Source organism: Paenisporosarcina sp. P4_D4 (genome assembly GCF_056401835.1).
Map to the genome: position 1 here is coordinate 18,909 of NZ_JBFUIO010000002.1, position 23,700 is coordinate 42,608.

Annotated in this window: 25 protein-coding genes; 20 read left to right on the forward strand and 5 right to left on the reverse strand. The window is 39.8% G+C overall.

Annotation, left to right across the window (positions count from 1 at the left end):
* Nucleotides 1–125 precede the first annotated feature (125 nt).
* Entirely contained in the window at nucleotides 126–1,397 is a 1,272-nt protein-coding gene (gene hflX / locus AC1DSL_RS01205; protein WP_477530913.1) for a GTPase HflX, read from the forward strand.
* Between the two features lie 71 nt (nucleotides 1,398–1,468).
* Here the strand turns inward: hflX and AC1DSL_RS01210 are convergent, their stop codons facing one another.
* Nucleotides 1,469–3,181: an ABC transporter ATP-binding protein gene (locus AC1DSL_RS01210; RefSeq protein WP_477530914.1), complete on the reverse strand. Its 1,713-nt coding sequence runs from the start codon at nucleotides 3,179–3,181 to the stop codon at nucleotides 1,469–1,471.
* 255 nt (nucleotides 3,182–3,436) lie between these two features.
* Between AC1DSL_RS01210 and AC1DSL_RS01215 the strand changes: the two genes are divergently transcribed.
* Entirely contained in the window at nucleotides 3,437–4,924 is a 1,488-nt protein-coding gene (locus AC1DSL_RS01215; protein WP_477530915.1) for a peptide MFS transporter, read from the forward strand.
* A gap of 389 nt (nucleotides 4,925–5,313) precedes the next feature.
* On the opposite strand, the gene AC1DSL_RS01220 is transcribed toward AC1DSL_RS01215, so the two are convergent.
* Nucleotides 5,314–5,451, reverse strand: a complete 138-nt coding sequence (locus AC1DSL_RS01220) for a hypothetical protein (protein WP_477530916.1) — start codon at nucleotides 5,449–5,451, stop codon at nucleotides 5,314–5,316.
* A 137-nt stretch (nucleotides 5,452–5,588) separates the two neighbouring features.
* On the opposite strand from AC1DSL_RS01220, the gene AC1DSL_RS01225 reads away from it, so the two are divergent.
* Entirely contained in the window at nucleotides 5,589–6,446 is an 858-nt protein-coding gene (locus AC1DSL_RS01225; protein WP_477530917.1) for a DUF6612 family protein, read from the forward strand.
* A 91-nt stretch (nucleotides 6,447–6,537) separates the two neighbouring features.
* Here the strand turns inward: AC1DSL_RS01225 and AC1DSL_RS01230 are convergent, their stop codons facing one another.
* On the reverse strand, nucleotides 6,538–6,882 hold the full coding sequence (locus tag AC1DSL_RS01230; protein ID WP_477530918.1) for a YflT domain-containing protein: 345 nt from the start codon (nucleotides 6,880–6,882) through the stop codon (nucleotides 6,538–6,540).
* Nucleotides 6,883–7,056: 174 nt separating this feature from the next.
* Here AC1DSL_RS01230 and AC1DSL_RS01235 point away from each other — a divergent pair, with 174 nt between their 5' ends.
* From AC1DSL_RS01235 to AC1DSL_RS01315, 17 genes are all read left to right on the forward strand, one after another.
* Nucleotides 7,057–7,677, forward strand: coding sequence for a phosphatase PAP2 family protein (locus AC1DSL_RS01235; RefSeq protein WP_477530919.1), 621 nt, complete (start codon nucleotides 7,057–7,059; stop codon nucleotides 7,675–7,677).
* A 172-nt stretch (nucleotides 7,678–7,849) separates the two neighbouring features.
* Nucleotides 7,850–8,905 (forward strand): hypothetical protein, encoded by a 1,056-nt coding sequence (locus AC1DSL_RS01240; RefSeq protein ID WP_477530920.1) that lies wholly within the window; start codon nucleotides 7,850–7,852, stop codon nucleotides 8,903–8,905.
* A gap of 280 nt (nucleotides 8,906–9,185) precedes the next feature.
* Nucleotides 9,186–10,403 (forward strand): MFS transporter, encoded by a 1,218-nt coding sequence (locus tag AC1DSL_RS01245; RefSeq protein ID WP_477530921.1) that lies wholly within the window; start codon nucleotides 9,186–9,188, stop codon nucleotides 10,401–10,403.
* Between the two features lie 115 nt (nucleotides 10,404–10,518).
* Nucleotides 10,519–10,860: a DUF6054 family protein gene (locus AC1DSL_RS01250; RefSeq protein WP_477530922.1), complete on the forward strand. Its 342-nt coding sequence runs from the start codon at nucleotides 10,519–10,521 to the stop codon at nucleotides 10,858–10,860.
* A 43-nt stretch (nucleotides 10,861–10,903) separates the two neighbouring features.
* Nucleotides 10,904–11,275 (forward strand): VOC family protein, encoded by a 372-nt coding sequence (locus tag AC1DSL_RS01255; protein WP_477530923.1) that lies wholly within the window; start codon nucleotides 10,904–10,906, stop codon nucleotides 11,273–11,275.
* Nucleotides 11,256–11,804 (forward strand): DNA topology modulation protein, encoded by a 549-nt coding sequence (locus tag AC1DSL_RS01260; protein WP_477530924.1) that lies wholly within the window; start codon nucleotides 11,256–11,258, stop codon nucleotides 11,802–11,804. Before AC1DSL_RS01255 ends, AC1DSL_RS01260 begins: the two co-directional genes overlap by 20 nt.
* Nucleotides 11,805–12,290: 486 nt before the next feature.
* On the forward strand, nucleotides 12,291–13,040 hold the full coding sequence (locus AC1DSL_RS01265; RefSeq protein WP_477530925.1) for a gluconate 2-dehydrogenase subunit 3 family protein: 750 nt from the start codon (nucleotides 12,291–12,293) through the stop codon (nucleotides 13,038–13,040).
* Between the two features lie 16 nt (nucleotides 13,041–13,056).
* Entirely contained in the window at nucleotides 13,057–14,769 is a 1,713-nt protein-coding gene (locus tag AC1DSL_RS01270; RefSeq protein WP_477530926.1) for a GMC family oxidoreductase, read from the forward strand.
* 16 nt (nucleotides 14,770–14,785) lie between these two features.
* Nucleotides 14,786–14,986, forward strand: coding sequence for a twin-arginine translocase TatA/TatE family subunit (gene tatA / locus AC1DSL_RS01275; protein ID WP_016429671.1), 201 nt, complete (start codon nucleotides 14,786–14,788; stop codon nucleotides 14,984–14,986).
* An 11-nt stretch (nucleotides 14,987–14,997) separates the two neighbouring features.
* Nucleotides 14,998–15,828 (forward strand): twin-arginine translocase subunit TatC, encoded by an 831-nt coding sequence (tatC, locus tag AC1DSL_RS01280; RefSeq protein ID WP_016429672.1) that lies wholly within the window; start codon nucleotides 14,998–15,000, stop codon nucleotides 15,826–15,828.
* Nucleotides 15,829–16,215: 387 nt separating this feature from the next.
* Entirely contained in the window at nucleotides 16,216–17,076 is an 861-nt protein-coding gene (locus AC1DSL_RS01285) for a GNAT family N-acetyltransferase (protein ID WP_477530927.1), read from the forward strand.
* A gap of 1 nt (nucleotide 17,077) precedes the next feature.
* Nucleotides 17,078–17,437 (forward strand): MmcQ/YjbR family DNA-binding protein, encoded by a 360-nt coding sequence (locus AC1DSL_RS01290; protein WP_342542848.1) that lies wholly within the window; start codon nucleotides 17,078–17,080, stop codon nucleotides 17,435–17,437.
* Nucleotides 17,434–17,838 carry an HIT family protein gene (locus AC1DSL_RS01295; RefSeq protein ID WP_477530928.1) on the forward strand — a complete coding sequence of 135 codons (405 nt, stop codon included), beginning with the start codon at nucleotides 17,434–17,436 and terminating at the stop codon, nucleotides 17,836–17,838. The genes AC1DSL_RS01290 and AC1DSL_RS01295 overlap by 4 nt, the downstream gene beginning before the upstream one ends.
* Nucleotides 17,839–18,066: 228 nt before the next feature.
* Nucleotides 18,067–19,713 carry a ribosomal protection-like ABC-F family protein gene (gene abc-f, locus AC1DSL_RS01300; RefSeq protein WP_477530929.1) on the forward strand — a complete coding sequence of 549 codons (1,647 nt, stop codon included), beginning with the start codon at nucleotides 18,067–18,069 and terminating at the stop codon, nucleotides 19,711–19,713.
* Between the two features lie 139 nt (nucleotides 19,714–19,852).
* Nucleotides 19,853–20,830: an ABC transporter ATP-binding protein gene (locus AC1DSL_RS01305; RefSeq protein WP_477530930.1), complete on the forward strand. Its 978-nt coding sequence runs from the start codon at nucleotides 19,853–19,855 to the stop codon at nucleotides 20,828–20,830.
* Nucleotides 20,823–21,464 carry an ABC transporter permease gene (locus tag AC1DSL_RS01310; RefSeq protein WP_342542852.1) on the forward strand — a complete coding sequence of 214 codons (642 nt, stop codon included), beginning with the start codon at nucleotides 20,823–20,825 and terminating at the stop codon, nucleotides 21,462–21,464. Before AC1DSL_RS01305 ends, AC1DSL_RS01310 begins: the two co-directional genes overlap by 8 nt.
* Before the next feature lie 11 nt (nucleotides 21,465–21,475).
* Nucleotides 21,476–22,390 carry an ABC transporter substrate-binding protein gene (locus tag AC1DSL_RS01315; RefSeq protein ID WP_477530931.1) on the forward strand — a complete coding sequence of 305 codons (915 nt, stop codon included), beginning with the start codon at nucleotides 21,476–21,478 and terminating at the stop codon, nucleotides 22,388–22,390.
* Between the two features lie 54 nt (nucleotides 22,391–22,444).
* Here the strand turns inward: AC1DSL_RS01315 and AC1DSL_RS01320 are convergent, their stop codons facing one another.
* Nucleotides 22,445–23,260 (reverse strand): SGNH/GDSL hydrolase family protein, encoded by an 816-nt coding sequence (locus AC1DSL_RS01320; protein ID WP_016429679.1) that lies wholly within the window; start codon nucleotides 23,258–23,260, stop codon nucleotides 22,445–22,447.
* An 87-nt stretch (nucleotides 23,261–23,347) separates the two neighbouring features.
* A complete protein-coding gene (locus AC1DSL_RS01325; protein WP_016429680.1) occupies nucleotides 23,348–23,653 on the reverse strand; it encodes a nucleotide pyrophosphohydrolase in 306 nt (101 codons plus the stop codon).
* Between the last annotated feature and the right edge of the window lie 47 nt (nucleotides 23,654–23,700).

Sequence of the window (23,700 nt, forward strand, 5' to 3'; positions counted from 1 at the left end):
GAAAACCAATATACTTTTCAGAAAAAGAGAGCGACTCGTATGCTCTCTTTTTCTGTCTACTATTACTGGCAAAAAAAGGATTATTTCGATTTTCTCTCGGTAGGATATTGAGGAGGAATTCACAAATGGAAGAATTAATGGAACGTGCCATTGTCGTTGGCGTCAATTTAAACAAAGATGAACATTTTGAATATGGCTTAGAAGAATTACACAACTTAGCAGAAGCCTTAAATGTAGAAGTGGTTGGAGAAGTAACGCAAAACTTGGATCGAGTAAATCCGGCGCACTATGTTGGAAAAGGAAAAATCGATGAAATCAAAGCCTTCTTTGATGAAGCAGATGCTAATCTTGTCATTTTCAATGACGAGTTATCACCATCACAAATCCGTAACTTGGAAGCCGCATTGGAATGTAAAGTTATTGACCGCACCATGTTGATTTTGGATATTTTTGCTCGACGGGCTAAATCTAAAGAAGCACAAATGCAGGTAGAGTTAGCGCAGCTTCAATATATGCTTCCACGTTTAGTTGGATTGCGGGCATCACTCGGTCGTCAAGGTGGCGGCACTGGTGGGGGCTTTAAAAACCGTGGTGCCGGGGAAACAAAACTTGAACTCGATCGCCGGAAAATCGAAGACCAGATTGCGAAACTTCGTCGTGACTTAGAACATGTAAAAGACCAACGCGAAACGCAAAGAAAACAACGGAAGAAAAATGAAATCCCTGTAGTATCAATTGTGGGCTATACGAATGCCGGGAAATCCACGATCATGAATCGTCTACTTGCAAAAACAGGGCAAATCGATGACAAACAAGTTTTTGAAAAAGATATGTTATTTGCAACGCTTGAAACGTCAGTCCGTCAAATCCGTTTACCTGACCAAAAAGAGTTTTTACTTACTGATACAGTAGGATTTGTCAGCAAGTTGCCAACACATTTAGTAAAAGCATTCCGTTCTACTTTGGAAGAAGCGCGAGAAGCTGATTTGCTCCTTCACGTAGTCGATGTGTCCAATGATGAGCATCGATACATGATGGACGTTACAAATGAAACGTTGCAAGCTGTTGGAGTTGAAAATGTTCAGACGGTTGAGGTATACAACAAGTCCGACTTAGCGGGTGTGAATTATCCACATGTGAGTGGAAATAACATCTGGATTTCTGCCAAAGAAAATGCAGGACTGGATGAATTGATTGAACTGATTCGCACGCATATTTTTGCGGACTACAAGATGTGCCGAATGCTCATTCCATATGACCGCGGAGACGTGGTGTCCTATTTAAACGAACAAGCCTCTGTTCAAGGGTCTGAGTATGAAGAAGAGGGTACGTTATTGAAAGTTGAACTAAAACAAGCAGATTATGAACGGTACCATGATTTTGTGCTGGATAAGTAAAAAAAAACGCATTCCCGATTTACCGGGAATGCGTTTTTGCTTATATTCAAAATAAACGTAAATATTTCTACTTATTGATATTGGATATTGTGTAATCTTGCAAATAGACCATCTGCTTCTACTAATTCCGTATACGAACCTTCTTCGGCAATACCTTCTTTCGTTACGACTAGTACACGATCTGCATCACGTATAGTTGCAAAGCGGTGAGCAATAATAAGCGTTGTACGATTTTCAGCTAGTTCACTTAAAGCTGCCTGGATAATTTTTTCCGTCTCCGTATCAAGTGCCGAAGTTGCTTCATCTAATATGAGAATCGGTGGGTTTTTCAGGAACATACGAGCGATGGCTAAACGTTGTTTTTGTCCACCTGATAGTTTTAAGCCACGTTCCCCGATTTGGGTCTCGTAACCATCTGGCAACTCGGAAATGAATTCTTGTAAATGGGCTTTCTTTGCTGCCTCCATTATTTCTTCCTCTGAGGCATCTTTTTTTCCATAGGCAATGTTTTCTCGGACCGTCCCAGTAAACAGAAACACATCCTGTTGTACGATTCCAATTTGTGAGCGCAATGATTGCTTACTCATATCACGAATATCAAGTCCATCGATTGTGATGGAACCTTCCGTGACATCGTAAAAACGGGGAATCAATGAACAAATCGTCGTTTTCCCTGCCCCAGAAGGACCGACAAATGCCACGGTTTCTCCAGCTTTTACTGTTAGGTTGATATCTGATAGTACTTGTTGATGTTGATCGTAGTTGAAATGGACATGATTAAACGAAATATTGCCATGCAAATGATTCACATGTTTTGCATTTGGACGATCATTAATTTCCGGTTCCTGTTCGATTAAATCCAGGAAACGTCTGAAGCCGGCCATTCCTTTTGGATAAAGCTCAAGCAATGCACTGATTTTATCCACAGGTTTAATTAGTACATTTATAAAGAGGACAAAGCTGACAAGTTCTCCATATGATAATTTTCCATTGAATGTGAACCATGCACCTACGACCAATACGACCAAAGTCATTAGACGCGTCATCATGTAAATGCTGGAATGTGTTCCAGCCATTACTTTGTAAGCGACAAGTTTAGTTAGTCTAAATTGCCCATTATCATGTTTGAATCTGTCAATTTCAAATTCTTCATTTGTGAAAGATTGAACCACCCTAACACCTGAAACACTGTCTTCAACACGACCATTTACATCGGCAATTTTGATGTACATGTTCTTCCATGCCTGATTCATTTTGATATTGCTGAATGTAACCAAAACAATCAAGAATGGAATCATAATAATAGCGATGATTGCAAGCTCAGGATTGATGTTGTACATAATGAAAAATGCACCGAAAAACGTCATGATAGCGATAAAGAAATCTTCCGGTCCATGATGGGCCAGTTCGCCAATATCGAATAAATCATTTGTGATACGACTCATTACATGTCCCGTTTTGGTATTATCAAAAAAGCGAAAGGATTGGCGTTGTACATGGGTAAACAGTTGTTCACGCATGTCCGTTTCAATATTGATTCCAAGCTTGTGGCCTAAATAACTGACGATAAAATTCAGTAAGGTACTGAGTAAATAAACGGCCAGCAGGAGGACACTTACGGTTACAATCGTACCCCATTCGCCGGTAGGCAATAATTGGTCAATGAACCACTGGACTGCCAGTGGAAATGCAAGCTCTAATATAGCCACGATTATGGCACTGGTGAAGTCGATAATAAATAGTCGTTTATGGGGGCGATAATAAGAAAAGAATTTCCTAATCATATAAGTTCTCCTTGGTATTTTTAATACTGGCAATTATAACGGAAAATGGTCCTAAACACGATAAAAAACTTCAGAACTCGAAGGAAATCAAAGTATTTCAAGTTCCGAATGTTTTTTGACAATTTAAAGAGGGGACGTTAAAATGTATAAGTTGTCTTTTACTGATAAATCAATCGGACCTTTATTATCAGTATATTTTGCACATTCATTTACAAAAACGTATGTGTAATTATTAAAAAGAAAGTAGGGAAAAGAATGGCGACAAAACAAGAAATCGTCCAGTCGGTTCCTCAAAAAGGATTCTTTGGACATCCAAAAGGCTTATTAAGCTTATTCTTTACAGAGTTTTGGGAGCGTTTCTCCTACTACGGAATGCGCGCAATCCTGCTCTACTATATGTACTATGAACTAAACCAAGGTGGACTTGGTTTGGACAGATCGACAGCGAACTCGATTATGGCGGTATATGGATCACTCGTATACATGTCGGGGATTATCGGGGGCTGGATTGCTGACCGTCTATTCGGTACAACCAAAACCGTATTCTACGGTGGGGTAGCCATCATGTTAGGACATGCAGTCTTGGCATTACCTGGCGGAATCACGACACTATTCCTTTCAATGGGCTTAATCATTATTGGTACAGGTTTATTGAAACCTAATATCTCTAGCATCGTGGGAGATTTGTATTCGGAAAACGACGTTCGTCGTGACTCTGGATTCAGTATCTTCTACATGGGTATTAACATGGGTGCATTCATTGCGCCATTAATTGTAGGTACTATCGGAATGGAATATAACTTCCATTTAGGATTTGGACTTGCATCAATCGGTATGTTCCTTGGATTAGTTGTATTCGTTGCTACGAAAAAGAAATTCCTTGGACTTGCAGGATCTCATGTTCCGAATCCAATGACTAAGGGTGAGCGTAAAACTGTATTCACGCGTATTTCGATTGCATTAGTTGCCATCTTGATTATTGGTTATATCTTGATTGAAAACGGTATCATGACAATCGATGTCTTTACGATGATCGTTTCCATCTTGGGTATCGTCATTCCTACGATTTTCTTTATCGTAATGTATCGTAGTTCAAAAACGAACGCAGATGAAAAATCTCGTGTTCTTGCGTACATTCCATTATTCATCTCGGCGATGGTATTCTGGGCAATTCAAGAGCAAGGGTCAATCATACTAGCTCAATATGCAGATGAGCGAACTAACTTAGCTCTTGGTTCATGGGAAATTAACCCAGCATGGTTCCAATCGTTAAATCCATTATTCGTTATTGGGTTTGCACCAATATTTGCATGGTTATGGGTACGTCTTGGTGTTAAACAACCGTCAACACCTAAGAAATTTGCCCTTGGTTTATTCTTTGCGAGTATGTCATTCTTAGTGATGATTATCCCTGCTTACATGAATGGAACTGAAACTTTGGTTAGTCCATGGTGGCTAGTATTAAGTTTCTTCTTAGTAGTACTTGGGGAATTACTTCTTTCTCCAGTCGGAATATCAGCAACTACGAAGCTTGCGCCAGCAGCATTCGCTGCACAAACAATGAGCTTATGGTTCTTAACGAGTGCTGCTGCTCAAGCAATCAATGCGCAAGTCGTGAAATTCTACAATCCTGAAACTGAAATCGTCTATTTCGGTGTCATCGGGGCTGTTGCATTGATAATCGGTTTAGTGTTATATATTTCTTCACCAATGATCGAGAAGTTTATGCGTGGCGTACGTTAATACACATTTTAAAGCCTACCGATATTTATCGGTAGGCTTTTTTTGTATGGATTGAAGAGTGCTGGAAGTTAAACGATGTACTTATTTATCGTACATTTGTACTTGCCGCATGTTCACCATGAGCCAACAAGAATGAAAACCACATACTTGTGGGTCTCATTCTTCGAAAGTGAAGTTATTATCTTGTGAAAAAACCAATAGTTAGTAATATAATTGCAATTGTTGCCCAAATTGCTACATGTTTATTTTTACTCATTCTCATCAGTTAAACACCTCTCATGTTGGCTCACTATCCGTTTTTATATGAAAAATTAATATCAGGCAGAGCCTAATTGCAGATGATAAGGGAGCTGATTCCCTCTAATTTGCATTAAAAGTTAACAAATCCATTATCTAATAATTACTTTCAATATCACGTTTAAGATTACAGTCAGCCATTTTAGAAGTCCTCTTTTTTCATTCTGTTTTTGCATGCGATATTGTCGGTCTTTTTTCAAGATCGGGTATTCTTTTTCCAAATCCTTCATTGAAATCACTCCTTAAAATACATATTCAACGAAAGGTAAAAATTCCCTTCAACTCAAAAAAGATTTCCAATTGAAACCTTTTCGCGATACACTCGTATTATAAGTAGAAAGAAAATTGAGGTAAAGGTGGCGACAACATGAAAAAGTGGATGACACTTATGGCTACTAGTGCATTAGCGCTAAGTTTAGTTGCATGTAACACATCAGCAACTCCAACTTCCAAAACGTCAGAAGAAAACACAAGTGATTTAACACTTAAACAAGTATTTGAAAAGTCATTAGCACAATCAGAATCTATTGAAAGCCTTAGTGCAGATCTTGATATGGTTCAAAAAATTGAAGTTCCCGCTCAAGATGTAGCAATGGATACAACTTCAAAAATGACAATGGATTTGATTGTCGATCCTTTGAGCATGTATCAGAAGGGTACTACGTCGACGACGATTCCAGGTGAAGAGTCATCAGGACAGCCACAAGAAATCGAAATGGAAAGTTTTATGACTGCAGATGGATTCTTTACACACGATAACATGTCACAGCAATGGATGAAGTTGTCGAAAGATATGTACGAACAAATGATTTCCATTTCACAAAAGCAAGCTGATCCATCTCAACAGCTGAAGGATTTAGAGACATTCATGGATGACTTCACATTCAATCAAGATGATAAAGAATACGTTTTGAAATTGTCTGCATCTGGTGATAAGTTTAATGAATTGATCCAAAAACAAATAGCAGAAACCATGCCGGAGCTGGGTGCGGATGAACAGGAAATGCTGAAAGAATTAAATATCAAAAAAGTGGACTACGAAATCCATATCGATAAAGAAACATTTAATACAACGGCATTAAATGTAGTGATGGACATGACAATGGCAGTAGATGGGGAAGAAATGACCTTGTATCAAGATATGAAATCCACTTTTAGTAATTACAATGGTGTTAAAAACATAGTGGTACCTCAAGAAGTACTAGATAACGCACAAGAAATGTAAAAAACAGCCTTTCCGAGATATGATTCTCGGAAAGGCTGTTTTATTAATATTGATTTTAAAGTATAGAGATTTTCTACAAAGTTAAGGGGTCTTAATAAGTAAATCCAGCAGGTGTGTTTTTGACTACAACAACCACTTTGTGTTCATCCAGTTTTTCTTCTAATTGTTCTGCTTCCGGTTGACTAAAACCGAGTTCTTCGAATTGCGCACGAAGTTCGTCACCTTTTTTGCGGAAAACATTTGCAAGGGATGTACCTAACCCTTGTTCTGCAACGCCGACAGTATTCGCATCTGCCATATCAGCTACTTGATTTGTACGATGATTTTCATGAGTAAGTACGTAGATATCGTCCTCATGTACGCCTTTAGCTTTAATCTCCTGAATACCACGAATCGCTTCATCATCTGTTAAATACTCTTTAAAGGTTACACTCATTTTAAAATCTCCTTTCAAATCGTTTATTCTGACACAATAGTACTTTACCACTCACAACCAAGATTAAACGAAATAGGCTTAATTTCAAACGAAAGACTTAGACCAACAACCTATTAATGGGAAAAGAGTTGTAGGAATATGATAGAATAACTTTTAATAAGGAGCGTGAGTGTTGTGAAAAAATGGTTTTATCCTTTGGCAGTCGTGACCTTTATTGGCTTCATCACGCTGTTTTTCAGTTTTACTCACGATGAAATGGTTGAATTTGATGAAGCAATAGGAGATACACTGATCGGAAACGAATTTATTCGATTCTTTCATTACTTTGGGGAGCCAATCTGGATTGTCTCAGCAGCCGTTGTTTTGATTGTCTACCTCGCATTTAAAAGCCGAAACTATCGTGGAATGTTGTTTGTACTATTTGCCGTTGGTGGAGGAAATATTATAAATCTCGCAATAAAAGAATGGGTGCAACGGGCTCGTCCTGATATTCCCCATCAATTGATAAGTTACAGTTTTCCATCCAATCATGCCATGGTGGGCTTACTGTACATTTTTACATATGCATATTTTTTAACTGAAAATCGAGCATCCACTAAATGGCGTATCGGAATCTGGCTTAGTGCAGTTACCTTCACTTTGCTTGTTGGTTTATCACGCATTGCGGGTAACAACCATTATGGTACGGATGTGCTTGCAGGTTGGATGTGTGGCTATTCACTCTTTATTCTCGTAGTCATTTGGTATGAGTGGCGAAATCGTCACATGTCAAAAAGAGTGGCCCAGCCAGAATAAATAGAGTCTTGCGCCCAAAAAATGGCGGAGGACTTTTTTTGAAAGTGGTGAATTGACATGTTTTCCATTCCAGATGAATTGGTGGAATTAGGTAAGATTACAGATCATCTTTAAGAGAACAAGTGGCAGAGGACTGGCTAAAAATCGGTCAATATTTGAAGGAGTTAACATAATGATTCAGGAAAAAGCAATAAAACATGCACAGTATGTAAATTCACAAGTGTCATACTTAGGTGAAGGAGCATGGCATCAAGCATGGCAACTAACCTCCCCGCAACATAAATCGATGGTTCTTCGGATTCCAAAGAAAATTGCATATAAAAAAGAAGTTGCCTACGATGCAAATGCGTTACTAGCAGAGTATGGAGGTACGGAACAATACTATAGTTGGGTGAATAGAGTAGTACCTGGAGCAGCTCCAGAGAAGTTTGTTTATCATGTTTCGGAAGGTTTGACGTATACGATAGAATCTTTTGCTGGAAGTCATGTGGATTTACATGACTTAAATAGAGAAGATGCGCAAAAATTAGGATCCGAAATCGGACATTTATATCGAAAAATGGAGCAAGTCAACCATGGTCTCGAAGGGTTTGGTTTTTTTGATTGGAATGAAGAAAGTGGTCTGCACGGTCATTTTTTAGGCGATTTCCATGAATTCGTTACAGCTGAAAGCAAGGAAATAATAGACGACTACATGGATTTATTAATAAAGAGACCAATCTTTAATAAACCTGAAATTAAAGAGGCAATTCTACGAATATGTGAAAGTCGTTTAATAGAGATTGGTTCACCCGTACTGACAAATCAAGATGCATCACCAGAAAACTGGTTAGTGGATAATGGACAATTTCGGATCATTGACCCTTTACCTATCTTATATATAGGTGAAGTAATGGCAGCGAACTTTATGAACCTATATGAAACATTATTTGTGGAACTTGCGCATACAGAACGGTATGGTAAACACCGTTTTCATGAATGTAGGGAAACATTACAATCTATAGCAAATGGTTTTGAACTGGGCTATTGTGGACAGAACGCTGATTTAATCCGCAAATTGAGAAGTGAACAGATGATTCAAGTCCTGAATTGCGCCGTCAGTCACAATCAAATGTTTATTGAAGGTTTGAACGAAGAACAAATTATCCGTTACGGCACAAAAGAAGATGTTGAAAACCGGCTGACTGTATTTGTCGGAAAACTAATTGAATTACAAGACCAGGTATAAATTTTTATCATGGTTAACCTGATTTTTTATAATGAAGTTGCGTGTAGGAAACATATCTCATACAATTAACMCAGATATGCGGAGCGAAATGACAAAGGTCATTTCGCTCTTTTTTGTATTACGTAATTGAAAAAAGGTCAGACTGAGACCGATAGAACACTCAAAGAGGTAGAGAAGCGCTAAAATTTTTTAGATTTTCAGAGTTGTAGAATTGCGTTTATAGAACTATACTGATGTGTAAAGATAGATGGTGACAAGTGTCAAGACAAGGAGAGCTCACATGACGACAATAAGAGAAAAAGAGAATAAACCGATTTCCCGGAATAAATTATTGGGAATTGCCGGTCTAGGGTGGATGTTCGATGCGATGGACGTAGGAATTTTATCTTTCGTAATAGTGGCACTCGCGAATGAATGGGCTTTAACTCCTGGGCAAATGGGATGGATAGGAAGTGTAAACTCCATCGGAATGGCAGTGGGGGCCTTTGTGTTTGGGATATTCGCTGATCGGGTTGGACGGAAGAATATTTTTATCATGACACTTGTTCTATTTTCAGTGGCGAGTGGATTGTCCGCATTTTCTGCTTCCCTGGCAATATTTTTGATATTCAGATTTTTTGTAGGAATGGGTTTAGGTGGGGAACTGCCTGTTGCATCTACATTAGTATCTGAAAGCGTGGAAGCAAAAGAACGTGGTCGAGTCGTGGTATTGTTGGAGAGTTTCTGGGCAGCTGGATGGCTGATTGCAGCAATTATTTCTTATTTCGTTATTCCAGTCCATGGCTGGAGAGTTGCCTTAATCATTACTGCTTTGCCAGCAATATATGCAATTTATCTACGATTGAACTTACCGGACTCTCCGMAATTTACGGCAAAACGAGTTCGGGAGCGCACATATGCTCAAAATATTAAAGCGGTATGGTCTAAAGCTTATGCAAGGCCAACGTTGATGTTGTGGATCTTATGGTTTACAGTTGTGTTTTCATATTACGGAATGTTCCTATGGTTGCCGAGTGTCATGGTAATGAAAGGCTTTACGTTGATTAAAAGTTTCGAGTACGTGCTGATCATGACTATTGCACAATTACCAGGTTATTTTACTGCAGCATGGTTAATTGAAAAAGCAGGTCGTAAATTCGTGTTAGTCACTTACTTACTAGGCACAGCTGCAAGCGCATTTGTATTTGGGAATGCGGATACTACGATGTTATTGATTGTATCTGGCGCGTTCTTGTCGTTCTTCAATTTAGGTGCTTGGGGTGCTTTATACGCGTATACACCTGAACAATATCCTACTGTTATTCGAGCTACTGGTACCGGTATGGCGGCTGCTGTTGGACGAATTGGCGGGATTTTAGGACCATTATTGGTAGGGACACTTATTACAAGAGGCTACGATATCGGTTGGGTGTTCGGCATTTTCTGTATCGCAATAGTTATTGGTGTATTGGCAGTTGTTTTACTGGGGAAAGAAACGAAACAACTGGAACTTGAATAATACAGACGGGAAATTCTCTTTATTAGGGAATCTCCTTTTTTATGGTTTTCTTTGAAATCGGATGGAAACCTTTCATTCTCCGTAAACGTATAACAAGTTAAAGGGGGATTTGGAAATGAGTGTAAGAGAATTTGATATAAATATCAGTCCCGTTGAGGCAATGAACAAAATTCATAATGGGGTGATTGGAGGAAGTATTTCGGGAAAATTAGTAGATTACTATGAGCGCGTTTCTGGAGATCATCAAGTTGTGGTATTTGTTCTGGAAAAATTCTTTATGCGAACGAGTAATCGCTCTTCTATGACGGTAACCATTGATAATTTCGGTGACGCAACGAAAGTGCATGCCGTGGCATCCGGAAGTTCTGAAAGTCCGTTTTTTAGATTTGATTGGGGAGCGGGCGACAGTTTTGCGAATAGTGTGGAAAATTCGTTGGCACAACATATTATAAGTTGATAGAATAAATCTACTAAATATGTGTGGTAAGGGAGAGTCGGATATGTTCAAAAGAATTGACACCGTTTTTTTACCTGTGCGAGACACAAAACGCTCAATCGAATGGTTTGAAGAGAAGTGTGGATTTAAATTGCGATGGCATGATGAGGAAAATGGTTATGCGGCAATGGACATCGGGAATGGAGAAACAGCTTTTACGCTCGTGAGAAATCCACAAATGGGTTCGAGTAAACCTGAAGAACATGAATGGTTCAATCTCTATACAACGGATATCCATGCTACCCATCATTTCATGTTAGACGCAGGAGTAGATGCAACACATGTGAAAACTGGAGGAAACGTAGAATTCTTTCAATTTAAAGATATTGATGGCAATACGATTGGAGTCTGTTCATTTGAAGAAGACGCAGCTTAAGCATAGAAAAATCCTAATTGTGGGATCGGGAGGAGCTGGGAAATCCACGTTATCTCGCCAATTGGGTGAAAGGCTTGGTTTGCCTGTCGTGCATTTGGATTCGATGTTTTGGCAACCAGGATGGAACCCTTCACCACGTCCTGAATTTATGGAAAGAGTAAAGAAGGAATTAGCGAAACCCGAGTGGATCATTGATGGAAATTATGACTCCACCATCGAATTACGTGCGCAGTATGCAGACCTTATTATCTATCTTGATTTCTCGAATGTCGTATGTCTCTATCGCGCATGTAAACGTGCGTGGATATATCGAGGGACAACACGACCGGATATGGGGAAAGATTGTCCGGAAAAAATAGATTGGGAGTTTGCCCGGTGGATTTGGCGTTACCCAAAAGATGCACGGCCAGAGATGCTCGCTGTTCTAGCCAAAGTCCAGACAGACGTCATAACACTGAAAACACCTAAAGAAGTAGAACAATGGCTACAACAAATAGAGGACATAAAAAAGAGTGAATCATCCACTTAAGGATGATTCACTTTTTATTATGATGTTTTTAACGTCGAGTAAACGATAAGGCGAACTTCGTAATAAGAACCCTTTTTATCGTATTCACCAGTACACGTGATGAGGTTCAATCTACTGCCATTACTGAATCCGAATATCTCTCTAAGGGGGGGATTCATCAACCGGGTAGATTTCAATACTTTCCATGAAGGTATATCCACTACTTGGAAAAGGTTTAAATCTTCCTCAATTTGGACATTGTATATTTAAGAGAGTTCATAATCTGCGGTGGTAGTATCGTGTGCATACCCAACATCCAGACTGTAATCTTTCCATATCAAAAAGGTAGGGATTTCTTATAGCGTTAAATTTGTGTGTATAAGTAATCCTCCAGTATTCCGGATAAATAAGTCAGAATATTCGTTATATGAACATTTATTCAAAACTGCTAATTTAACATACTATCAAAAATTTCGACAGTCTAATTAAAAGAAGGAGAGTGAAGGCATGGAGAAGAGAGTGAAGAAGTTTTCTAGACGTGATTTCCTGAAAACTTCAGGGGTGGCAACTGGTGCACTTATTGGAGGGGGAATTCTTGGTGGTTTGATTGGCTACAATTCAAAAAATGCAACGACTACGCCGACCGAAACCAAGCATGGAGGTCACACGGAAACGGGGACGTCGGAAAAAGGCTTAATGTTTTTTACAAGCGAGCGAGAGTTTCAAGTACTGGCCAACGCAACTGAACGGATTTTTCCGAAAGACGATTTAGGTCCTGGTGCTATTGAGCTTGGGGTACCGTATTTTATCGACAGTCAATTAGCAGGGCAGTATGGCAGTAACTCTAAGGAATACATGCAAGGGCCATTTGCTATTGGTGCACCTACCCAGGGATATCAAAGTCGTCTGACGCGTGCTGAAATCTTTAGACAAGGTATTGCAAAAATGGAAGCTGAGTCGTCGAGCAGATTCGATAAAGGATTTTCGGATCTAGAAGGTGCACAAATGGATGAAATATTGACAGCAATTCAGAAGGACGAAATAAAAATGGAAGGAACAACATCTGCATTTTTCTTCCGTCTGCTTCGGACTGCAACACTGGAGGGTGCTTATTCAGACCCTATGTATCGTGGGAATAATAATATGGACGGTTGGAGAATGAAAGAGTTTCCTGGCCACCAAATGGCTTATATCAATGTAATCGACAAAGCGGAATTCCAAAAAATCGAACCACAATCTTTAAGTGGGAAGCACTAGGACAGGGGGCAATTAAATGGTAAAAACTTTACCGAAAGTAGACGTTGTGACTGTAGGAGTTGGATGGTTAGGGGGAATCATAGCAGCCGAATGTGCAAAGGCAGGCTTGAAAGTAGTAGGCTTGGAGCGCGGAAAAGAACGAAGTACTGAAGATTATATGAAAGTGCATGACGAATATAGATATGCAATAAGGTACGAACTCATACAGAATCTATCAAAAGAAACGATAACCATTCGGAATAACCGTGGGATGCAAGCACTTCCGATGCGACAATTAGGTTCATTTCTTTTAGGGGAGGGACTTGGGGGCGCGGGTACACACTGGAATGGACATACATGGCGTTTTCTTCCTTACGACTTCCAAATAAAGACACTAACAGAAAAAAAATATGGTCCCAAAAAGTTGTCTTCAGACTATTTACTTCAAGATTGGGGTATTACATATGATGAGTTGGAACCCTACTTTTACAAGTTTGAAGAAACCGCCGGAATCTCAGGTGAAGAAAAAAATCCATTTGCGGGCAAACGGTCAAACCCATTTCCAACGCCACCGATGAAGAAGACACCAATATTACAAAAATTTGAAACGGCAACGTCTAAACTTGGCTATACACCATTTATGCTACCGTCAGCAAATTTGTCAGAAGCTTATACAAATCAGGATGGACAAACGATCAATGCCTGTCAATACTGTGGTTTTTGTGAACGTTTTGGTTGTGAATATGGGGCAAAGTCATCTCCTGAAGTTACGGTCGTTCCAACGGCAAAAAAAACGGGGAATTTTGAAGCACGCTTTGAAGCCAATGTAGTGGAAGTCATCAAGAGCGGAAAAAAGGTTACTGGCGTCAGGTATTTGAACACGTTGTCGGGTGAAGAGTTTATTCAGCCAGCTGAAGTGGTTGTTCTAACAAGTTATGTCATGAATAATGCAAAATTATTAATGATATCGAAAATTGGTGAGCAATATAATCCGGATACCGGGCGTGGAACATTAGGTAAAAACTATTGCTATCAAATTTTACCGGGCGCAACGGGTTACTTTGAAGAACAAATGAACACGTTCATGGGGGCAGGTGCACTGGGGATAAGCATTGATGATTTGAATGGCGACAATTTCGATCATAGTGATTTGGATTTCATTCATGGTGGGAGCCTCTCTCTCCTTCAATCAGGTGCAAGACCGATTGAAACAAATCCGATTCAGAAAGATGTACCTACGTGGGGTGCGGAATTCAAGAAAGCGTCCATATATAACTATACCCGTACTCTTTCCATTGGGGCACAAGGAGCATCCATGCCACATAAAGAGAACTACCTATCATTGGATAGTAAATATAAAGATGCATACGGTGTACCTCTTCTTCAAATGACATATAATTTTACCGATCAGGACCGTGCGCTTCATAAATATATTACGGAAAAGTCTGCTGTTATCATGAAAGAAATGGGTGCAAAAACAGTCGAAAGCCGAACTCCGATCACGGATTACGATATTGTCGCCTATCAAACGACGCACAATACGGGTGGGACAATTATGGGTAGCAGTCCCGAAAATAGTGTAGTGAATAATTATTTGCAGCATTGGGATGCGGAAAATCTATTCGTTGTAGGTGCAGGTAACTTCCCACATAACGGAGGATACAATCCTACCGGTACGGTGGCAGCATTTGCGTATCGTGCTTCGGAAGGCATTATCAAATACAGTAAATCGGGTGGATCACTCGTATAAAAAAGGAGGAATACAAATGGGTGGATTAGGAGCAATAGGAGTACCAGGATTAATCATTATTCTTGTCATTGTACTCATCGTATTCGGACCGAAAAAATTACCAGAAATCGGATCGGCAGTAGGGAAGACATTCTCGGAATTTAAAAAGTCGACAAGAGGTCTAATGGATGACGACGAGCCAGTGAAAAAAGATGAAAAGAAATCTGAAATCGTATAGAAGGTGTAGATATGGACCCATACGAACACCACGACAAGAAAATACTAAGTCCATTGGACAAGAAATTGGTGGAAGAAGTAGGCGCAACAACTGAAATGGTTGATGAAGATGCGATTGAAAGCGATGAAGGCACCCTTGTGGATCATCTAACGGATTTACGGAAACAAACCATTAAAAGTGTGGCCGTGTTTCTATTTTTCTTCATTGTTGTATTATCAACCATCAACCTATGGTTTCCATTAGTGACTAGAGGCAATGAACTGATTGTGCTTGGGCCACTTGAAGTGGTGAAATTCTATATGTCGATTTCCAGTGCATTGTCTCTCGGTTTTTCACTACCCTTTATCTTTCATTTTATCGGGCAATTCGTTAAACCGGGATTGAATCATACAGAGAGTCGATTTATTGGTATTTACTCTCCACTCATGCTCGTCCTGTTTGTGGTTGGTATTTCATTTGGATATTTTGTTGTGAATCCCTTGAGTTATCAATTCTTGATTAATATTGGCGAAGTGAATTTTGAAGTGATGGTTTCAGCAAGTGAATATATTCACTTTTTATTAATGACGACAGTCCCACTTGGCCTGCTTTTTGAACTGCCTATCATCGCAATGTTTTTGTCAGCCATAGGCGTTTTGACATCAGTAAATATGAGAAAGGTTCGAAAATGGTCTTATGTGATACTGGCGATTATTTCGACAACGGTGACACCACCAGACTTTATTAGTGATTTCATGGTGCTGATTCCGATGATATTGTTGTATGAAATCAGTATTTTGTTAGTCGCAAAACTTGAACGCAAACAAATTACAACCAAAGAATTATCCATCTCCCAAGACTAGGGGGATGGATTTTTTTGTTTATCGTACATTTGCGCTAGCGGCATGTTTCGCATGAGCCAACAAGTATGAAAACCACATACTTGTGGGAATCACGCTTTGGCCCACATGAAGTGGCGTTTTTAACCTTTGTTCCTTTGCTTGCCAGGTGCAAATGCACTCTTTCATTTGTTCCTATAGCTTCTTTTAAAAATTAATAGTTAGGAATCAGCGCCACTCCAATGGATTAACGGGCTGGCGAGACCCGATTTCCGAATTTTAAAGAAAAGAATGTTCTATTAATCGACTGGCATTTAGTTCACAATCATTGTTAAATTTTCTAAAAAGAGTGACATTTATAGAGAATTTGTGTAATATCTACTATTAAAAACGATAGGGAGATAGAATCGGATGAAATTCAATGTGTTTATTCAACCTCAGGAATTTGAGGATAAAGCTAAACCGTTTCTAATGCAAAATGAAGATTTATACAGTTTGTTTTACGGTGTGCTGCAGGGAATTAAAGCCGGTCGTTATGAAAATCCATTCATGGCTACGGTCGAAGAGGATGATCAAGTCGTGGCTCTCTTTCAAATGACGCCCCCTCATCCACTGAATATTATTGTGATTGATGAAATAAAAATGGCTGACATTTTGTCATTTGCGGCGCAAGAGATTTCTAATAGAAAAATTCCAGTTCCGTCGGCTGTCGGAGTGAAGCGTGTCGTAAATGCTTTTTCTGAAAAATGGCAGGAGCTGACGAAAAGTAAAGCCCGATTATTGATGGATCAAGGCTTATACCGTCTGGATAAAGTCGAACAATCACTCGAAAAAAGTTCGGGATCTTGGCGCTATGCGAGAAAAGACGAAGCGCCAATACTGGCAACTTGGTATAAAGCGTTCGAACAGGATACGGGACTTAAAAGCTCCCCACCTGAAGTGATTAATGAGCGCGTCATACAGTTTCTTGAGGATCAGGAAGTATTCTTTTGGGAAGACAACGGGAAAGTCGTATCAATGATGAAAAAAGCACGTCCTTCAGATCGAGGGGTTACCGTATCATTTGTTTTTACTCCTCACGAGGAAAGAAAAAAAGGCTATGCGCGGACGATGGTCGCTGCTGGAAGTGAAGAGTTGCTCAAAACATATGACTTCTGTGTACTATATACAGATATGTTGAACCCGACGTCCAACAAAATTTATCAGGAAATCGGTTACCGGAAAATTGCGGATTCCATTCACTTAGAATTTTTACCGGAAAAAGGGCAATGAAATGGAAGCGAGTGAATTGAAAGCATGGTGTGCCGCACAAAAAGGGGCACAGTTTGATTATCAGAAGGACTGGGATGCAGAGCGTTATTTAGTTGGCGGGAAAATGTTTGCTATGTTCGGTCACGATAAATCGGGTACGCCGATCCTTTCATTGAAATGTGAACCACAACGTGCAGATATGCTTCGTGAAGAATTCGAAGACATCCAGCCAGGCTACTACATGAACAAAACCCATTGGAATTCTCTAGCTTTAAATGGTACTTTGCCGGATGCACTTTTCAAGGAATGCATTACACATTCATATGAATTAGTGTTTAAAGGATTGACGAAAAAAGTGCAAAACGAGGTGAGTAGTCAATGAACTGTATTTTTTGCCGCATCATAAAAGGTGAGCTGCCAGCGAGAGTGGTAAAGGAAACAGAGGAAGCCATTGCATTTTTGGATATTGACCCCATTCAGAAAGGCCATGTGTTGGTTTTGCCAAAACGTCATGTGCCGGATTTAACAGACATGACAATAGAAGAAAATATGGTGGTTATGTCGCTTTGTCAAAATGTCGTGAAATCCATAAGGGAATGTTATCCTGCAGAAAGTGTAACGATTATGCAAAACAATGGAGCGTGTATGGAAGTTCCGCACGTCCATTTTCATATCATACCGAGGTTTTCAGAAGATGGCTTCAAAGTGGTGGAACCTGTTATTGAAATAAGTAATGGTGAAATGGAAGAAATTGCGCGTCAATTGAAAAGCAATATGGTATAATTTTGTTACTAAGTATGAAGGGACGATGGGTGACTGATGGATATCTAATCTGATTTCTATGCAAATGAACATTTTTGCAAAACGGAAATTGGATTCGTCTGCCCATTTATCCCATCATCGTAACTCTTTTTGTACATAAAGAGCTTTTTTGTGATGACTATAAATGATCAGTGAATCCTTCCGTAAAAAAACGGAGGATTTTTTTATTTCTCCGAAATTGGAGGGATCATGATGACCTTACTAGGAAAATTACAGAACGTATCGATACAATTTGGAAGTAAAACAATCTTGAAAGATGTGACGATGGACATCAGACAAGGGGGATGCATTGGAATTGTCGGTGCAAATGGCGAAGGAAAGTCAACCTTACTGTCAGTCCTTGCGAACGAAAAGGAACCAAGTGAAGGGTTAATTCAGTGGTTTGGTGGCATACCTTCGATGCATTATTTTAAACAGCAAGTATCTGAACCACAAGAATTTGCGCCTGTTCAAAAGAGGGAATTGCATAAATGGCAAGTTCCAAAAGGTCGTTCATATGAATTAATGAGCGGTGGTGAACAAATGAAACAGAGGCTAGTGCAAGCTTTTTCAAATCAAGTTCAGTTACTGATTTTAGATGAACCGACAAATCATTTGGATCAGCAGAGCTTACATGAATTAATAGCGCAAGTTAAGCGTTTCAAGGGGACTGTTATGGTCGTTTCACACGACAGGCATTTCCTGGATGAAGTGGCTGATGGGATTTGGGAAGTGGAACATCAAGGTGTCAAAGCATATGAAGGGAATTATTCTGTTTTTCGCACTCTAAAAGAAGAGAGACGAAAAGCGCAAACTCATCTATTTGAGGTGCAACAGAAAAAAATTGCCCAGATTGATGAACAGATTTCTTCTCTTCAAAATTGGTCTGCAAAAGCTCATTCACAATCGACCAAGCAAGAAGGATTTAAAGAACATTATCGGGTAAAAGCAAAAAGGATGGATACTCAAATCCGTTCGAAACGTAAGCGGCTTGAAGGAGATAAAGCAAAAGCCGAACTCAATCGTCCAACAGAAGAGAAAGCAGTGTCATTTTCTATTGAAGCAAACCGTAAGCAAGGAAACCGCGTGATTGAATCCAAGTCCGTCACTAAAACTTTTGGAAGTCACACACTTTGGAAAGATGCTTCATTTACCATTATGCAAGGTGAAAGAGTTGCACTCGTGGGACCGAATGGATGTGGAAAGTCCACATGGTTGAAAATGCTGATGGAAGTAGAACCGTATGAGGGTGAACTGTGGAGAACAAAAGCGATGCGTATAGGCTACTTGCAACAGTCCATAGATGATATACCGGAAGAGAAAACTCCGGAAGAATGGTTTGTCCCTCATGATTTTGACTCCCGGGGAATGATTCAAACTTTGATGATCAATCTGGGGTTCGGGAAAGAACATTGGCGATTGCCGATCAAGTCCATGAGTATGGGAGAGAAATTGAAACTAAAATTAATGGCTTTCATGCTCGAACAAAAAGATGTATTGCTACTGGACGAACCGACCAATCACTTGGATTTACCTTCGCGTGAACAACTGGAGCAAACTTTGTCTACGTATCCAGGGACCATTATCGTTGTGACGCATGATCGATACTTTCTTGAGAAAATCGCCACAAAACTCCTGGTCTTTGAAGGTGGATGCATGAAAAAAATCGACATGACTTTTAAAGAATGGCAAAATCGCCAAGTTGAAACGGCACAACAGCAACAACTGTTGAAGCTCGAAACAGAAAGACAGGCAATCCTTGGCGAAATCAGTTTTATATCCAAACATGATTCAAAATATGAGGCACTTGACCAACGTTTCAATGAATTAACTGCTCAAATAAATGCTTTAAAGTAGTAAGCTGCATCCACTCGGTTACACAAATCGAGTGGATGTGTTTTTTTATGAATAAGTCGAAGAAAATATGCATATTTCATATGATTAACGGGTAATAGGAAAAAGATATACATACTGAAGCTTAAAAGGGGCAGAGGCTGTGATTCGATTTAATAAAGTAACGAAAAGGTTTGCGGATGGGACGGAAGCATTAAAAGATGTTTCATTGACCATTCCGACAGGCATGTTAACGGTGATTATCGGTCCCAGTGGATGCGGTAAAACCACATTGATGAAGATAATTAACCGACTGGAAGTACCTACCTCAGGCGATATATTAATTGATGACCAATCTATTAAAAATCAAGATGAAGTGGGACTTAGAAGATCTATAGGCTACGTCATTCAGCGTATCGGCTTATTTCCCCACATGACTATCGCTAAAAACGCTGCATTGGTACCTACATTAAAAGGGTGGACTGCAGAAAAGACACAAGCCCGTGTCAACGAACTGATGGACATTGTTGGACTCGATCCGGAAAAGTATTTGAACCGATTTCCACTTGAATTGAGTGGAGGTCAGCAACAACGTGTAGGCGTAGTACGTGCATTGGCTGGGGACCCGAACATTGTCTTAATGGACGAACCATTCAGCGCTCTCGATCCAATCAGTCGTGAACAACTTCAAGATGAATTGCGAAATCTTCAACAAGAAATTCAGAAAACCATCGTTTTTGTCACGCATGATATGGATGAAGCGTTGAAAATAGCTGACCATATTATTGTATTGCGAGATGGAAAAGTGGAACAAGTGGGATCTCCAGAAGTGCTTATCCATCAACCTGCCAATGAATTTGTACGGAATTTTATCGGTGAAGAACGCATTAATCGTAAACGGTCATTTGGCAAATGGAAGATTGGGGAGTTGTCACCGTTTTACACTCAATCCAATATGAGAGAACAAATTGTTTCCATTAACTCTTCAGATGACGTGGAACAAGCAATTGCCTTATTGGAAAAGCCCCATACAGATGTATTGGCGGTTTATACGAATGAAGAATTTGTTGGCTACCTTGACCAATCTTCGTTGTTAAAGGCAGTAATAGCAAAGGAAGAAGGTGCTTCTTCTTATGACTGATTTTTTGGATACACTCCAAAGTCGCTCTGATCTTATTCAACAAGCGTTCCTCGAACACATCTATTTATCTTTCGTGGCACTGGCAATAGGCATTGCGATTGCCTTGCCGCTTGGAATGATGATTGCACGCTATCGAAAATACGCAGAACCTGTAATAGGCATAACTGCAATATTTCAAACGATACCGAGTTTAGCATTATTCGGTTTCTTGGTACCTCTCATCGGAATAGGGTCAAAAACAGCACTCATTGCACTTGTTATTTATGCTTTGCTACCAATCCTCCGCAACACCTATACAGGGTTGACCAGTGTTGACTCATCGATTATTGAAGCGGGACGCGGAATGGGAATGACGCGGACACAGATATTAAAACAAATTGAGTTTCCGCTTGCTTTGCCATTTATAATGGCAGGTATTCGAACAGCTACCGTCCTGACAGTTGGGATTGCAACACTCGCCACGTTTGTGGGTGCTGGTGGTTTAGGGGATGTCATCTATCGAGGTTTGCAATCGTATAATAACTCGCTCGTTCTTGCCGGTGCACTTCCGGTAGCATTACTGGCTATCAGTTTCGATTTATTATTGAAATGGGTTGAAAAGAAAGCAACACCAAAAGGGATGAAAACACATTAGGAGGAAATGACATGAAGAAAAGGTTAGCGGGTATAGCACTTTTAACATCGTTAACGTTAGTTGGCTGTGGCTCATCAAACGATGCTGGGGGCAACGCAAGTGAACCGATTGTAATCAGCGGGAAACAATTTACCGAGCAGTTTATTTTACCCCAAATACTCGGCCAGTACGTGGAATCCAAAACAGATTACAAAGTGGAGTATAAAGAAGGGTTAGGCGAAGTGGCGATATTGACACCGGCGCTTGAAAAAGGTGATATCGATGTCTATGTAGAGTATACGGGAACAGGGTTGCAATCGGTTTTGGAGGAAAAGTTGGAACAAGATGAAAGCTCCGAAAGTATTCTGGAACGTGTTCGTAAGGGATATGAAGAAAAGTTCGGTGTCACATGGCTGGAACCATTGGGCTTTGAAAATACGTACACTTTAGCTTATAGCAAAGATAAACCTTATAATGCTGAGACCTATTCTGACTTGGTTAAAGCGTCGAAGTCAGAAGACATCGTGTTCGGTGCACCCCATGCTTTTTATGAGCGACCTGGGGATGGTTATGATGCCTTGCTGAAAGTGTATCCATTCGAATTCTCTGGTGAGGAAAGTCTGGATCCAAACGTAATGTACGAAGCGGTTAAACAAGGAGATGTTGATGTCATTACGGCCTTTACGACAGATGGCCGAATTGAACGATTCGATTTAGCCATCACAACAGACGATAAAGGTTTCTTCCCGAAATATGATGCAGCCCCACTTGTTCGTGAGGAAACACTCAAAACGTACCCTGAACTTGAAGATGTGTTAAACGAATTAGCAGGAAAGATTTCTTTGGAAGATATGCAAAAGATGAATGCACGTGTCGATATTGATGGTGAAAAAGCAGAGGATGTAGCACATGACTTCTTGATTGATAAAGGTCTGATCAAGAAATAACTAATTGATGTAAAACAAAAAGCGCAACTCTGCAAGAGCTGTGCTTTTTGATCTTTACATAGTGCTTGGAATAGTTTCTTGTTTTTGTTGAACGAAAGGCCATAATACTTCGGCCCAAACTTTATATCCGCGATCGTTCGGATGAATGCCATCTTTTAACGTAGATGGGAGGGTTATGTTTTTTGAAGACATATGGTAGAGCATAGCACCATGTGTATCAAAATAACGCCATCCCTGCTTTTTGATATAGGCAGCCGTTTCATCAACATAATCTGTAAACTTCAGGCCAAACTGATTAAGTGTTGGTCCAAATTTATTTTCGGTGCATGGATTTGGCGAGAGAAAAACGATGCGAGTTTCCGGTAATGCTTCAGCGTACAATTTGTATAGAGAATCCAATGATTTAAACGTATCATCCAAAGACACATTTTTATTGTGGTTATTAATTACAGATGTCTCAATAAATAAAACATCCGGTTGCTCTTTCAATATGGGAGCAGTCACATGATCTTCGAGTAACCTTACCGAAGTATAGCCTGAGTAGCCATGATTTGAGATGATAAGGTCTTTCAGAGAATGGTTCGTATTTCGAAGATTTGCTTCGATACGTCCACGCCATGTTTTCGATTGATGGGAAGATCCAGATCCGCGTGTGACACTACTGCCAGTAACGGCCATTTTTGCTTGTCCTGAAATCATAGAACGGAAAACCAGATAATCGGCCAATGATTGGTTCGGATTGTATTTTGGATCGTACGTTTTAATGAGTGTTGGATTTGCGCTTACTTGATCCTGCTTTGTATCAGTTCTTGTATAAAAGAAGAGGAGTGAGCCCGCTGCAATCCAAATTAACCACTTCCAGTTGTTCATGCAGTCAACTCCTTATTAGCTTTTATAAATAATGTAATATTCAGTTAACTATACTTCAATAGGAAAATAGATGTATGTAAGGACGATTTATACTGATTTAGACGGTATTGGGTACTTTATGGCATTTTTCTTCATTTTTTCACGAGCCGCTAACATTAAATCTTCACCGATTACATCGGAGAACTGAAGCAAGTAAATGAACACGTCAGCCATTTCATCCACGATGGCTTGTTTGTCGTGAGCAATCGCTTCTTCGCCTGAACGCCATTGAAAGCATTCTAAAAGTTCACTTGCTTCCAATGAAATAGAAATGGCCAGGCTACGTGCATCATGATTGCCTCCCCATCCACGATCGTCTCTAAATTGATTGATTTCATTTATTATCTCTTTCATTCTTATCATCCCCGTTTCAATAATATTTAATGTATTCGTTTATTATA

Bases quoted from the DNA above. Each gene is read 5' to 3' on its own strand.
- hflX (WP_477530913.1), top strand. From the start codon at position 126: ATGGAAGAATTAATGGAACGTGCCATTGTCGTTGGCGTCAATTTAAAC.
- AC1DSL_RS01210 (WP_477530914.1), bottom strand. From the start codon at position 3,181: ATGATTAGGAAATTCTTTTCTTATTATCGCCCCCATAAACGACTATTT.
- AC1DSL_RS01215 (WP_477530915.1), top strand. From the start codon at position 3,437: ATGGCGACAAAACAAGAAATCGTCCAGTCGGTTCCTCAAAAAGGATTC.
- AC1DSL_RS01220 (WP_477530916.1), bottom strand. From the start codon at position 5,451: ATGAAGGATTTGGAAAAAGAATACCCGATCTTGAAAAAAGACCGACAA.
- AC1DSL_RS01225 (WP_477530917.1), top strand. From the start codon at position 5,589: ATGAAAAAGTGGATGACACTTATGGCTACTAGTGCATTAGCGCTAAGT.
- AC1DSL_RS01230 (WP_477530918.1), bottom strand. From the start codon at position 6,882: ATGAGTGTAACCTTTAAAGAGTATTTAACAGATGATGAAGCGATTCGT.
- AC1DSL_RS01240 (WP_477530920.1), top strand. From the start codon at position 7,850: ATGATTCAGGAAAAAGCAATAAAACATGCACAGTATGTAAATTCACAA.
- AC1DSL_RS01250 (WP_477530922.1), top strand. From the start codon at position 10,519: ATGAGTGTAAGAGAATTTGATATAAATATCAGTCCCGTTGAGGCAATG.
- AC1DSL_RS01255 (WP_477530923.1), top strand. From the start codon at position 10,904: ATGTTCAAAAGAATTGACACCGTTTTTTTACCTGTGCGAGACACAAAA.
- AC1DSL_RS01265 (WP_477530925.1), top strand. From the start codon at position 12,291: ATGGAGAAGAGAGTGAAGAAGTTTTCTAGACGTGATTTCCTGAAAACT.
- AC1DSL_RS01270 (WP_477530926.1), top strand. From the start codon at position 13,057: ATGGTAAAAACTTTACCGAAAGTAGACGTTGTGACTGTAGGAGTTGGA.
- tatA (WP_016429671.1), top strand. From the start codon at position 14,786: ATGGGTGGATTAGGAGCAATAGGAGTACCAGGATTAATCATTATTCTT.
- tatC (WP_016429672.1), top strand. From the start codon at position 14,998: ATGGACCCATACGAACACCACGACAAGAAAATACTAAGTCCATTGGAC.
- AC1DSL_RS01285 (WP_477530927.1), top strand. From the start codon at position 16,216: ATGAAATTCAATGTGTTTATTCAACCTCAGGAATTTGAGGATAAAGCT.
- AC1DSL_RS01290 (WP_342542848.1), top strand. From the start codon at position 17,078: ATGGAAGCGAGTGAATTGAAAGCATGGTGTGCCGCACAAAAAGGGGCA.
- AC1DSL_RS01295 (WP_477530928.1), top strand. From the start codon at position 17,434: ATGAACTGTATTTTTTGCCGCATCATAAAAGGTGAGCTGCCAGCGAGA.
- abc-f (WP_477530929.1), top strand. From the start codon at position 18,067: ATGATGACCTTACTAGGAAAATTACAGAACGTATCGATACAATTTGGA.
- AC1DSL_RS01310 (WP_342542852.1), top strand. From the start codon at position 20,823: ATGACTGATTTTTTGGATACACTCCAAAGTCGCTCTGATCTTATTCAA.
- AC1DSL_RS01315 (WP_477530931.1), top strand. From the start codon at position 21,476: ATGAAGAAAAGGTTAGCGGGTATAGCACTTTTAACATCGTTAACGTTA.
- AC1DSL_RS01320 (WP_016429679.1), bottom strand. From the start codon at position 23,260: ATGAACAACTGGAAGTGGTTAATTTGGATTGCAGCGGGCTCACTCCTC.
- AC1DSL_RS01325 (WP_016429680.1), bottom strand. From the start codon at position 23,653: ATGAAAGAGATAATAAATGAAATCAATCAATTTAGAGACGATCGTGGA.